This is a genomic window from Kitasatospora sp. NPDC057692 (genome assembly GCF_042799475.1).
Taxonomy (GTDB): domain Bacteria; phylum Actinomycetota; class Actinomycetes; order Streptomycetales; family Streptomycetaceae; genus Kitasatospora.
The window spans coordinates 35,287-47,899 of record NZ_JBHVIV010000020.1 but is presented as its reverse complement, the minus strand read 5'-3'; the positions used below and the strand labels follow the sequence as shown (position 1 = coordinate 47,899).

Below are 12,613 nucleotides of genomic sequence, written 5' to 3'. Positions count from 1 at the left end.
GCCGTGTACGGGGTGTTCTTCCCGAAGTGGGGGCGGCCTCGGGGTCGGCCGGGTGCGCCGGTCGGGTCGTGTCGGGTGTGCGGCGTCGGCCTGGCCTACCCGAGCACGTGCACGATCCCGCCCAGGAGGTGTTCGAGGGCCGAGCGCAAGGGCAGGACAAGCGGTCCCGCGACCACGGCGACAATCAGGGCGGGGGCGAGGCGCGGGGTTTCCCGCCGGTGGGGGAGGATGCCGAGGAGGAGCACGAGCGAGGCGCTGACCAGGGGCGGCCCGAGCGCCACCGCCCATGCCGGCAGCGGGCCGAGGGTCACCGGGGAGCTCCGGGCACGGGACAGGCCCAGCCAGCCGACCGAGAGCAGCAGGCTGAGGTCGATCAGCCGGGGCACCGCCGGGGACACCCGGATCCGACCGTCGAGGTTGCGCCGGAACGAGAACACCATCATCAGCACCATGACGGACAGCACGGCCAGCTCGACGCGCAGGACACCCGGGAGGTCGGGCGGGGGGAAGTGCCCGGTGCTGAAGATCCAGGTGACGGCCGCGGCGGGCACCCCGAGCAGCACGGCCCAGAGCAGGCACAACCGCAGGACCAGGACCGTACTCGGGCGGGGATTCGTTCGGCACCGTGGCGGCGCCGATGACCGTGACCGATCTCATCCGTCCCCCTACGCTCGTGCCCGGACGGTCCCGTCCCACGGGCCCGGGGCCGGCGTTCCGCCTTCGTCCGGACGGGTCGTGAGGTCCGGTCGCCAGCCCAAGAATGGCGCTGCGAGGCGTAGTTGGGAACGGCGATCGGCCTCCGTTCACCGAGCGGGGACCGTCCTGTGACAGCGCGGCGGCACCGGGGGCGCGCCCGATGTGGGTGGTGCGGGACGCGCACGGGGGCGGGTACCGGTCCTTCGGCCTGGGCGGGTGGTTGTGGGGGGTCGGTGACCGAGTGACGGGTCGGCGGGCGGTGCGGTTGTGCCGGATCGCGCGGGTCGTTGCCGGGATCCGGTGCGTTCGGTGGTGCGGCCGCGGTGCTGTTCGTGGCTGAGTTGGCCTTTGGGGGAGTCGTTGACGGATTCGGCCCGCTCCTCGGTGGGCTGGTCCAGCCGTGGTCGGCGAGGTGCCCGTCGTCCGCGTCGGCAGGGAGGAGCGAGGAGGGCGCCGCTGCTTCGTCCGGGGCCGTCGCGCGGTGTTCGCGGTGCTCCAGACGCCGGTGCGGGCGCGCCAGGCGGCGCGCGGGGATGCTGATTGTCGGGATGGTGGGCGGGCGCTGGTGCGCACGCCCGAGTGTGCTTGGCCAGGTGTATGGGTGGTCCTGTCTGCGGGTTTCGGCGGCGTGTCCGCACCGCTTCGGGAGGCGCCTGGCCCGGGTGGCGGTGGCCGGTGTCCGCAGGAACGGGTGGCGTGTCGTTGCCCCCTTGGTGTGTGGGGGCCGGGGCGTCGAATTGGTCGTGCGCCGGTGTCGGCGGGCCCGGTAGGGTGGCCTGATGTTCGATCATGTGGAGATCGGGGTGCTGCCGTCGGGGCCTCGGTACGCCGCCCAGGTGTGGTTGCGGATCAACGGCGAGGACATGGTCGAACGGGCGGTTGGCGCGGGCGGCCGCGGACCTTACGCGGCTGATGTGCTGCCGGCGGGCCGTCCCAGCCCTCTTCGGGCGATCGAGGGCGCGCGCCGTCTGGAGCTGGGTGCACCGGAGTGCACCGGTGGCTGCTGCGGCTTCCTGACCGTGGTGGTCGAGCGGATCGGGGGGATCGTGCAGTGGTCGCGCTGGGAGCTGCCGCGGGTGTCTGCGCTCGGCCCCGATCCCTCCCCTCTACCGGAGTTCCACTTCGACGCGGGTCAGTACGACGCCGAACTGGCTCGTGCCGAGGCGGACCGTTCCTGGCAGGTGTGACCGCAGGCTGCGCACTGCGCTACCCCGCCCGGCCGCAGGGTCCGGTTCCGCCGCGGCTGAGACGGAGTTCACGGGCGATGGCACGCAGGCTGTCGCCGCGTTCGATGCGTTCGTGGATCTGCTGGTGATGCTCGCGAGTGCGGGCGACCCAGGGGACGCGGCTTGCCGTGGACATCCAGTTCGTTCGGGCCGGCAGCCGCGGAACGGGGCATGTCACCCTGATTTCCTCCGAGGGCAAGGAGGTTCGCGCAGGTCGGCGCGGTGGCGGCCGATGACGCGCTCGACGGCCTCGGCGAGGTTGTGCAGCAGGTGCCAGGCCTCGGCGACCTGTTGGGCCTGCGGCGCACCCGTTCGGGTACCGTCGCGGAGGGAGCCGTCGCGGTCGCGGCAGATCGTCCGATCAGGGCCTGGACGCAGCACGCGGCATCGGACGCTCCGCTGACCAGCGCGCCGGGGCGACGCGCGAGGCGGGCACGTGCGTGGCCTGGGCGGACGGCGTCATCCCGGCAACGATCCGGGCCGCGTCCTCGACACCGCGGGTCGGGCAGGAGCGCGGTGATCCGGTCGGCGGGATGCACCCACTGCGGCACCCGGTTCCTCGGCCTCGACACCAACTGGCATGGTCATCAGGTTGGATGAGCACGTGACTGTCCACAAGCACACCGTCCGCTCCTTCAGCCTCGCCGCCGCCCTCCTCGTCGTGGCCGGCTGTGCCTCGACCGGCACCGACGGGAACCCCGCGCCCACCGCCACTCCGGCCCCGACCTCCACGGCCGCGCTTGTGACGGTTGCCCAGACCTACCAGGACGCGGTCAACCGTGGCGACTGGCGGACCGCTTGCACCCTCAGCTCCGCCCTCCTGCGCGGCGGAACCGTCGCCGACTGCGTCACCACCAACACCACCCCGCCGCCCGCCACAACCCCGCCACCGAGCACCCCGACCCGCCCCGCCCCGGCTCAGCCGCCCACCGGCACCGACAGCACGACCCCCGAGGCGCCGCCCTCCCCGACACCGAGCGCCACCGGTCCGGCCACCGCCGGCAAAGTCATCAAGCTGCCTGCCGGCCTCGACGCCCACCCCGCCGGCTACGGGGTGTTCATCACCTTCGAGGTCAGCACAACGGGGAAGCACTACCACCGCGCGCTGCGCCTGGTGGAGGAGGGCGGCGCGTGGGTGGTCGACCAGTACGAGGAATTCATCACGAGTGAGGGCCGGCTCGAACGCGTGCTCCAAAGGAGGTGACCGATTATCCGCATGCTGTACCGGTCTCCACACCACCGACACCGGGATCGAGGAGGGTCTGCGCGGCACGCGGGTGTGGGCCACCACCCTGCTGCCCGCGGGCGCGCCGCGGCGGCGCGCCCGCCACCGCTTCCGGCGCCCGCGGCGCCGTCACGACCAGCGCCTTGTACACTGCGGCCGGTTCTACGCCCACTCGACGCCGTGTTCGGCGAGCTGCGCGAGCTGGCCCGGCGTCAGCTTCGCCCGTCTCGCCTTGGCGTTGTTCAAGAAGGAACCCGGCGCCACCTGGTGCACCACGACCTGGTCCTCGCCGTCAGGGCCGGCCTCCACGATCTCCAACGGCTCACGGTGAGGCCGGGGCACCCGGGCATTCCGCTCCCGCTCGACGAACCGGGCGGAGGGCGGCCAGGCCCTGGGCGAACCGGCCCCCACGGGACACCTTCGGCTTCGCCGAGGCGGCGGCCTTCACGGCCGCCAGCTCCTGGTCCTCCTCGATGCAGATCGCTGTCAGCAGGTCCCGCTGGTTCTCCTCCAGCCCCGGCCAGTCGGCCCGCTGCGCCTGCACCCGCCAGCCGAGCTGCTCGCCCTCGTACACCGTGTCCAGGGGCAGGGCAGCCCAGCCGACCAGCCCATCGGTGTCCAGCCACCCCCAACCGGGCCACCGCGTCGGTGTGTTGCCGGGTGACGGGCCAGGTCGGACTCGCCACGGGACGACCTCTCCAACACGGCCCGCTGCTCCGCAGCGAGCGCTCCCGGCTGGACGGCCGACACTGCCGCGGCGGCGGCCCGGAGCTCGGAGAGCCAGGTGCCGACCGCATAGCCGCCGACCGAGGCCCACGTCTGCCCGGCTGGTGACCTGTTGTGGGCGCGTGTACGGCCGGCCCCCAGGACTCAGCTGTGGTCCCCGGCGCGCTGGGACGCCGCCGCTCCCGCGGTGTAGAAGGCACGCAGGCGGTACTCGGCGGCGGCGTCGGACTGCCCGTCCGCGTCGAGGACATCGGCGGCGAGACGGTAGGCCCGGCCGAGGGCGGGGCCGTACATGCCGGGGTTGTCGGCGAAGTAGGGGCCGACGGCCTGGACCGCCTCAGCGGCGTCCCGCCACGCGCCCGCCGTGTCACCGGGCAGCAGAGAGCGACCCCGTCCGGTCAGCATCACTGCCAGCGCCACCCGCGAACCCGCCGTGCCCGGATGACCGGACCCCAGAACCCGCACCTGCCCCTCCACCACGGATCGCAGCAGGGCGACGGCGTCGCCGGTGCGCCCGTCTTGCTGGTAGGAGTGGGCGAGGTTGCCGCGGATGGTGAGGATGTCGGGGTGGTGCGCGCCGAGGATGCGTTCGCAGTCGGTGAGGACCTGTTCCTGGAGGGTGATCGCCTCGTGGGTGCGTCCGGCCAGCCGGTAGGAGGAAGCGAGGTTGCTGCGGGCGGTGAGGGTGCCGGGGTGGTGCGCGCCGAGGATGCGTTCGCAGTCGGTGAGGACCTGTTCCTGGAGGTGGATGGCCTCGTGGGTGCGTCCGGCCTGCCGGTAGGAGGAGGCGAGGTTGCTGCGGGCGGTGAGGGTTTGGGGGTGATGGGGGCCGACGACGCGTTCATAGTCGATGAGGACCTGTTCCTCGATGGTGATGGCTTCGCCGGTGCGTCCGGCCTGCCAGTAGGCATGGGCGAGGTTGCCGCGGGTGCTGAGGGTGTGGGGGTGGTGGAGTCCGAGGACGCGTTCGCGGTCAGCGAGGACCTGCCGCAGGAGGTCGATGGCTTCCTGGGTGCGTCCGGCCTGCCGGTAGGAGGAAGCGAGGTTGTTGCGGGCGGTGAGGGTGTGGGGGTGGCGGGGGCCGACGACGCGTTCGCGGTCGGTGAGGACCTGCTCGCCGAGGTCGATGGCTTCCTGGGTGCGTCCGGCCTGCCGGTAGGTGAGAGCGAGGTTGTTGCGGGCGGTGAGGGTGTGGAGGTGGTCGGGTCCGAGGGCGCGTTCGGCGGTGTCGGTGAGGTGCTGCCAATGGGCGGTGGCGGTGGCGTAGAGGCCTGCGTGCAGAAGGCTGTCACCGGCCTTGAAGAGGACGGGGTGGCCGTCGGGGTGCCAGAGGTGGTCGCCGGCGTGGGCGGCGAGGGTGGCGGTATTGGTCCGTAGAACGGCGGCGAGGTTCCGGTCGTGATGGTCCTCGGCGGGCCATGCCTGCCCGATGGCGTCGGCGGCCGCCCGCGCGAGGCGGGCGCGGCGTTCACGGGCGTGGGCGCTGTCGCGGACCGCGTGCTGGACGAGGCGGTGGACACGCACCGCCCCCCACCCGCCGCTGGGCGGGTCGCCGGCAGTGCTCGCTTCCTCCCCGCCGGTGCCCGTGCCGGTGGCGGCTGGTGCGGGGGTGTGGTCGAGGAGGTTGAGGCGGTGCAGGACGCGCAGGACGTCCTCGGCGTCCTCCTGGCCGACGGGCACGGGGAGGTGGATCTCGTTGTCTGTCCGGCCCGGGCCCGCTGTCACGGGGGCGTTGTCGCCGTTCTCCGCCGACGGTCCGATGGCTTCGCCGGTCGACGTATTCCGGGCCCGGGCGAGGTAGGTGCGGGCGGCTTCTGTGGTGAGGACGGTGTCGGGAACGGCGTCGGGGTCGAGGACGGAGGCGAGTTCGAGCAGGGGCCGGGCCAGGCCTTCGGGGCGGGTGCGGTCGGCCTGCTCGATGGAGATGTCCCACAGGGCGGCGACGGCCAGGTGCTGGTGGTCGGGCAGGGTGTGGTCGGGCAGGTTCTGCTGCAGGGTGCGGGCACGGTCGGCGAGCAGAGCGCGGTAGCGGTCGATGGTGCGGGCGGTGTCGGTGAGGTACGCGGCGGCTTGGGCGAGCGCGATGGGCAGGTGCCCGAGGTCGTCGGCCAACGCGGCGAGGTGCTCGTTGCTGTCGTGCAGGTGGGCGCGGTTGGGGTGGTCGAGGGCGGCCCGGAGGTGGGCGAGGGACTGGGCCGGGGTGTAGAGGTTGACCGGGAGCAGGGTGCGGGTCGTGGTGGTCCAGGCGCCGTGGCGGCTGCGGGTGGTGACCACCGTCCGCCCGTTCTCGGTGTCGGGTGGCTGCAGGACGGTCAGCGCCGCCGGGTCGGGGACGTTGTCAAGGACGATCAGCCACCGCCGACTGGAGGCCTGGAGCCAGGTGAGGAAGCCGAGGGCGGCTTCGTCGGCGTCCTGTCCGTCGTACTGGCCGGGGGTGACGGCGCGGGCCGCCTGGGCGTAGGCGGTGGTGATGGCGTTCGTCGTGGCCGCGTTCACCCACACCACCAGGTCCACCGGCGCCGGCCGCCGCACCGAAGCCTCCGGGGAGGTCCCGCCGGCCCCATCGCCGTCCGGGCCCGTATCCGCGTCGGTAGCGCCCGGCGTCGCTGGTCCGGGCACCGCCGCAGCAGCCGACCCGGCCGCGGCGGCGAGGGATGCCTGCAGGACCTGGTGAGCGTAGTGGGCGGCGAGTTGGGTCTTACCCACACCACCGATCCCGGTGACGACCTGGCCCAGCACCGCCGTCCTCCCGCAGCCTTCGAGCGCGGTTCGCAGCATCTCGCTCTCGGGGCGCTGCTGGAAGTACCCGGCGGGGTGGGGGATCAGGCCGACGAGCACCGGCCACCGGACCTCGGCAGCGGGCGTGGTGGTCCTGTTGTTGATGGTGAGGTCCCGGCCGGCTTGGAACACGTCCCCGTGGACGGTGCTGCGGTCGACCAGGTTCGAGACCCCGGAGAACTCGCCCCGCCCGGCCGTGCCAGTGTTATCGCTGCGTCCGCCGAGCGTGCTGCCCCCGGCTCCGCCGGCCCCGGTCCCCGGTGCGGGGGCACCTCTGGCCGTGTCGCCGTCGATCTCCTCCTCGATGGGTACCTCGTCCCCGGAACCGGGCCCGAGCGGCTGGGTCATGGCCGGCTCCCGCGCGCGCCTGATGCGAGGGGACCGCTTCCGACGGGTCCGGTCTCGCGGTGCGCGGCCCTCTTCACCACCAGCGCCGCTGCTGCTGTAGAACCCGTTCCTGCTCCCGTGTGCGGCCCGGCCGCCGCCCGCCGCGCTTCTTGATGCACCCGCGTCCGCCCCCACCTACGACGCCGCCTCCCGCAGAGGCTCTTCCCCAGGAGAAGGATTGTCCCACCCACCGTCCTGCCCGCGGGGGCGAACGCTGAACAGCCGCCGCCCCGCCGCGGCACCCCGCACACCGCGCCGAGGACGGAGGCCCTCAAGGGGCTCCGGGTGTGGGCCGGCCCTGATCACAGTGGTTCCCCGGGTGGTTGGTGGGTTCGGCCGCGCCGGTGCACGGGCCGGCAGTACGCTGCGGTCGGGACGGGTGGGCATTCGCCCGGGACGTCGTGGCGGGGGTGTGGTGGGTGCGGTGTTGATCATGGCGGCCGGGCCCGGTGCCGGGCTCGCGGTGGCGGGCGGTGGCGCCCGGTTCGATGCGCGGGGATCCGCCGCCGCCGGCCCCGGACCCAGCGCCGCCGACGGCGACATCCGCAGCACCGGTCTGGACAGGAGCCGGCCATGACCCCGCCCCGCTGGCTCTGGCGCGGCAGGCCCGGCGGGCCCGGTGAGCGGCACGAACCCGTCGAAGCCTCCCGGACCGGCAGCCCGCCGCAGGACGCCGACAGCGCCTGCCCGGCCGAGAGCACACCGGTCCCGGGAGCAGGAGCCGCCCCGGATGCTGCCCCACCGGCCAACCGCAGTACACCGGTGCCTGCCGCCGGCCCGGCGCCCGCGGAGCGGCTGGCCGGGGCAGGCACACCTTCCCAGACCCAGACCCAGACCCAGACCCGGGCGCCGGTCCGGGTACCGGTGCCGGGCGAAGGCACCACCGGCCCGGAGTACGACGTCTCCCACCGCGCCGCCGATGCGGGAAGCAGCGGTCCGCACCCGGGGGTGGACAACCGGGTCGAGGGCAGCACCGTCCACGGCGGCGTCTACCAGGCCTCCAGCCTGTCGGTCACCCACCACCACACCCACAACTACCCCGCGCCGTCAGCACCTGCACCGACCCACGGGCCGGTGCGGGTGGGCGCGGTGCCGCCGCTCGCCTCCGCGTTCCAGTTCCGCCCCGGCCTGCGGACCCAGATCGAGCGGGCACGGGAACGGCATACGACCGTCGTCCTCACCCAGGTGCTGTCCGGCGGCGGAGGCGTCGGCAAATCCCAACTCGCCGCCGCATACGCGCACGAGGCCCACGCACAGGGCGTGGACGTCCTGGTATGGGCGGACGCCGCCGAGGTCTCGCAGGTCGTCGCCACCTACGCGCAAGCCGCGGCGAAGGCCGGCGTGCCCGGGGCGGACGGGCAGGACGCCGAGTGTGATGCGGTTGCGTTCCTGGACTGGCTGGCCGTCACCGACCGTACGTGGCTGGTGGTCCTGGACGACCTCACCGACCTCGAAGGCGCCCAGCCGTGGTGGCCCCGCCCGCCCTCCGGCCCGGGCGCGAGCGGCAGGGTCCTCGCGACCACCCGGCGCCGCGACGCCCTGGTCTCCGGTGCCGGTCGGGCCATCGTCGGCATCGGCACCTACCACCCCGACGAGGCCCGCACCTACCTGCACGAGCGGCTCACCGCCGCCGGCTCAGCCCACCTCCTCGACCACCTCGCCGACGACCTGGCCGAGGCACTCGGATGGCTGCCGCTGGCCCTCGCCCACGCCGCCGCCTACATGATCAACGAGGACACCGACTGCACCACCTACCTCGCCCTGTTCACCGACCGGGCCTCCCGCCTGGAGGAACTGCTGCCGCTGGACGCGGACACCGACGGCTACGGCCGCCAGGTCACCACCTCCCTCCTCCTCGCCCTCGACGCCGCCGGCCGGCGCGAACCCGCCGGCCTCGCCGTCCCCGCGATCCGCCTCGCCGCGCACCTCGACCCCGCCGGCCACCCCCACGACCTCTGGACCACCGACGCGGTCACCGGCTACCTCACCGCCCACCGCACCCCACCTCCCACCGGTGCCACCGACCAGGCCCCGGTCACCCCTGCCCAAGCACGCGCCGCCCTGCGCCTGCTCCACCACTACGCCCTCCTCACCCACCACGCCCACGACAGCAGCCGGGCGGTGCGCCTGCACGCCCTCACCGCCCGTGCCGCCCGCGAAACCACCCCCCAGACCGACACCGCCGCTACCGTCCGCGCAGCTGCCGACGCCCTCCAGACCATCTGGCCCCGACAGGAGCACACCGCACGCAGCCTCGCCGCTGCCCTGCGCGCCAACACCGATACCCTCCAAGCCCACGCCGACGACCGCCTCTGGCAGCCCGTCGGCCACCCGGTCCTGTTCACGACGGGCACCAGCCTGACTGCGGCCGGCCTCTTCCACGCCGCCGCCACCCACTGGCAGCGCCTCGCCGCCGACGCCCAGCGACTGCTCGGTGATGACCACCCCGACACCCTGGTCACCCGTGGCAACCTGGCCGACTCCTACGGGCACACGGGGCGCACCGGCGAGGCGATCGGGCTCCTGGAGGGGGTGCTGGCCGACTGCGAGCGGACGCTCGGCCACGACCACCCCGACACCCTGGTCACCCGTGGCAACCTCGCCGACTTCCTCCACCAGGCGGGGCGCACCGGCGAGGCGATCGGCCTGCAGGAGCGGGTGCTGGCCGATCGTGAGCGGACGCTCGGCCACGACCACTCCCACACCCTGACCGCCCGCGGCAACCTCGCCCACTTCTACGGGCAGGCGGGGCGCACCGGCGAGGCGATCGGGCTCCTGGAGGGGGTGCTGGCCGACTGCGAGCGGACGCTCGGCCACGACCACCCCGACACCCTGGCCGTCCGTGGCAACCTGGCCGACTTCCTCCACCAGGCGGGGCGCACCGGCGAGGCGATCGGCCTGAAGGAGCGGGTGCTGACCGACTTCGAGCAGAACCTCGGCGGGGAGCACCCCCGCACCTTGGTCGCTCGCGCCAGCCTCGCCCACTCCTACCACCAGGTGGGGCGCGCCGGCGAGGCGATCGGGCTCCTGGAGGGGGTGCTGGCCGACTGCGAGCGGGTCCTCGGCCACGACCATCCGGACACCCTGGCTGTCCGTGGCAACCTGGCTGACTCCTACGGGCAGGCGGGGCGCACCGGCGAGGCGATCGGCCTGCTGAAGCGGGTGTTGACCGACTGCGAACGCGTCCTCGGTGGTGACCATCCCCACACCCTGGTCGCCCGCGCCAACCTGGCCGACGCCTACCACCAGGCTAGGCGCATCGGTGAGGCGATCGTGATCTGGCAGCGGGTGCTGGCCGATCGCGAGCGGCTGCTCGGCCACGACCATCGCGACACCCTGGTCGCGTGCGCCAACCTGGCCGACGCCTACCGGCGGACAGGGCGCACCGGCGAGGCGATCGGGCTGCTGGAGGGGGTGCTGGCCGACTTCGGGCGGGTCCTCGGCCACGACCATCGCGACACCCTGGTCGCGTGCGTCAACCTGGCCGTCTCCTACCGGCGGACAGGGCGCACCGGCGAGGCGATCGGCCTGCTGGAGGGGGTGTTGGCCGACTGCGAACGGGTCCTCGGCCGTGACTATCCCGACACCCTGGTCGCCCGGGGCAGCCTAGCCGTCTCCTATCAGGAGGTGGGCCGTACGGGCGAGGCGATCGGGCTGCTGGAGGGGGTGTTGGCCGACTTCGAGCGGGGGCTCGGCCCCAACCACCCCGCCACCCGAGCAGCCGCGGACAGGCTCCGGAGCTGGCGCACGCCCTGAACCCGCGACCGCAGCGACCCAACGGCCCAGTACGGGCCGGCCCCACACAGGGCCCCGTCCCGGGGCCCGCACGGGCCTGCCTACGCCGATTCCACACCCACACCCACACCCACGGCCGCGAGCTGCCGGCGCTGCTCGGCGGTGAGCTTTGCCCGACGGGCCGTCTGGTTGTTCAGCCGCACCCTGTCTTGTGGGTGTGTGCGAGGGGGAGGGGGAGTTCGGCGGTGGCCGGAGGCTCGGGCTGCTCGGCGACGTCCGTCGGTGGGTCTGCCCCCGGGCCGCCGGTGATCAGCCCGTGCCCGTGCGAGCGGCGGAAGCAGGCGTAGACCCGGACCCATGCGGGGAAGTCCGCGGGCATCGCCCGCCGCGGGATCCCGCCCGCGACCAGGTAGCGGATCGCGTCCAACAGCTGCCGGGGGGCAGTAGCCCTCGGGCCGTCCACCCCGCCCCTGGAACCGGGCCGGCACCGGCAGCAACGGCCGGACGGCCGCCCACTGCGCGTCCGCCATTGTCCGACGGATACCGGCGCACCCGGTCCGGATGGTCGGCCGCGATGCCATACAGGTGCGCGAGGCAAGCGCACGACACGGCGGGCGGGTTGAGGTCAACCTGCTCGGGCACGTACATCAAGGACAACAGGGCCTCCGGGAACCACTCGGAATGGGATCGCACCCCCGAGCTGCCTGGAGGCCCTGCTTTCACGCGCGGAAGCCGCCGCAGTCACCCGATCGTGACTCCCGTACGATCGACAGCCGTCGAGATCGGCACGGGCAGCACCACTTACGCGTCGGGGTGCTCCGGCAGGGCGAGCCAGTTCGACCAGGAGATCTCGCGGCCGAGGAAGCGTGGCTGCTCGAACGGCCAGTCGGCGGCGATCCACTGCGGCACCAGCGCGTCGAGGGCCTGCTCGACCTTGCTGCCCACCAGCTCGTCCACCACCCACCAGGAGATCTCGCCGTCCGCGCCGGCCCTCTCCGGTGGGTCGATGTAGACACAGCCGAGCAGCGCTGTCTCCGCCGCGTCGAACAGCGCGTAGTTGAAGGACTGGTGTGCGGCGATCTCCTTCTCGTGCCGCAACAGGTCGGCCTGGTCGCCCTCGTAGGTCATGGTGGCCGCGGGCCAGCCCCAGGCCGGGCCGAAGATGGTCCACAGCCGCTCGCGCGAACCCATCACAGCCGGATAGTCGAGCGGGGTGTCCGCCTCCCGGATCGGCCGCAGGTGGTGGCCGCCGCCCGGCAGCGGTACCAGGACGGGGTGGACGAAGTCATCGGGCAGCCAGCTCATGGCGACCGACCGTAGCAGCGTGCGGCCGGCCGGTCCCCTGGATTTTCCCCGTATACCGCCAGGCCCTGCTCTCATGCCGGGCTGACGAAGCCGCCTCCTCGACCACGCCGTACCGGCTGTGACGGATAGCGGCGGAGGCCGGCGGCCGGTTCATCGCGGACCCGGTGGTCTGTACGACCGGAACCGCGGCCGACCCGGGCGTCATCCTGTACGGCGACGGCCACCTCCGGAGAGTGCTGCGCACCGGCCGGGCGGAGAACCTCGGGGTGGTCGAGCGGTTGCCCCGGGGCACGCGCTGTGTTCCTGTCCCGGGCGGGGTCCTGGTCCACCCTCCCCGTTGAACTGAGCGCGGGTTTCTCCGGCACGCGAAGGCGCCGACCACCACCGTGGTCGGCGAGTCCGGTGCTGTCCCGGGCGCGCCTGGCGCCGTCCTCGGCGCTCGCCGAACAGCCGGCGTGGGAGGACGACCTCGCCCGCCTCGCCGCATCCTTGGTGGGGCGGGCTCTGCTACGGCGTCGGTTGGCCCGAGAGCCCG

9 protein-coding genes are annotated in these 12,613 nt (G+C 73.7%); 3 read left to right on the top strand and 6 right to left on the bottom strand.

Translation table 11 applies throughout. The annotated features are described in order from the left end of the window. Nucleotides 1-95: 95 nt before the first annotated feature. A complete protein-coding gene (locus ACFVFS_RS14240; RefSeq protein ID WP_380623745.1) occupies nucleotides 96-581 on the bottom strand; it encodes a hypothetical protein in 486 nt (161 codons plus the stop codon). An 894-nt stretch (nucleotides 582-1,475) separates the two neighbouring features. On the opposite strand from ACFVFS_RS14240, the gene ACFVFS_RS14235 reads away from it, so the two are divergent. Together ACFVFS_RS14235 and ACFVFS_RS14230 are read left to right on the top strand one after the other, a co-directional pair. Next, entirely contained in the window at nucleotides 1,476-1,883 is a 408-nt protein-coding gene (locus tag ACFVFS_RS14235) for a hypothetical protein (protein ID WP_380623743.1), read from the top strand. A 643-nt stretch (nucleotides 1,884-2,526) separates the two neighbouring features. Then, nucleotides 2,527-3,126 (top strand): hypothetical protein, encoded by a 600-nt coding sequence (locus ACFVFS_RS14230; RefSeq protein WP_380623741.1) that lies wholly within the window; start codon nucleotides 2,527-2,529, stop codon nucleotides 3,124-3,126. Nucleotides 3,127-3,309: 183 nt separating this feature from the next. Here ACFVFS_RS14230 and ACFVFS_RS14225 read toward each other — a convergent pair whose 3' ends face one another. The 3 genes from ACFVFS_RS14225 to ACFVFS_RS14215 all read right to left on the bottom strand — a co-directional run bounded on the left by ACFVFS_RS14225 (nucleotide 3,310) and on the right by ACFVFS_RS14215 (nucleotide 6,999). After that, entirely contained in the window at nucleotides 3,310-3,465 is a 156-nt protein-coding gene (locus ACFVFS_RS14225; protein WP_380623739.1) for a hypothetical protein, read from the bottom strand. A gap of 4 nt (nucleotides 3,466-3,469) precedes the next feature. Then, nucleotides 3,470-3,721, bottom strand: a complete 252-nt coding sequence (locus ACFVFS_RS14220; RefSeq protein ID WP_380623737.1) for a hypothetical protein — start codon at nucleotides 3,719-3,721, stop codon at nucleotides 3,470-3,472. 296 nt (nucleotides 3,722-4,017) lie between these two features. Then, entirely contained in the window at nucleotides 4,018-6,999 is a 2,982-nt protein-coding gene (locus ACFVFS_RS14215) for a tetratricopeptide repeat protein (protein ID WP_380623735.1), read from the bottom strand. Between the two features lie 612 nt (nucleotides 7,000-7,611). Here ACFVFS_RS14215 and ACFVFS_RS14210 point away from each other — a divergent pair. Beyond that, nucleotides 7,612-10,794, top strand: a complete 3,183-nt coding sequence (locus ACFVFS_RS14210) for a tetratricopeptide repeat protein (RefSeq protein ID WP_380623733.1) — start codon at nucleotides 7,612-7,614, stop codon at nucleotides 10,792-10,794. Between the two features lie 172 nt (nucleotides 10,795-10,966). Here ACFVFS_RS14210 and ACFVFS_RS14205 read toward each other — a convergent pair whose 3' ends face one another. Together ACFVFS_RS14205 and ACFVFS_RS14200 are read right to left on the bottom strand one after the other, a co-directional pair. Continuing rightward, complete coding sequence (locus ACFVFS_RS14205; protein ID WP_380623731.1) at nucleotides 10,967-11,236, bottom strand: transposase; 270 nt, start codon at nucleotides 11,234-11,236, stop codon at nucleotides 10,967-10,969. Nucleotides 11,237-11,574: 338 nt separating this feature from the next. Further along, entirely contained in the window at nucleotides 11,575-12,078 is a 504-nt protein-coding gene (locus ACFVFS_RS14200) for an N-acetyltransferase (protein ID WP_380623730.1), read from the bottom strand. Nucleotides 12,079-12,613 lie beyond the last annotated feature (535 nt).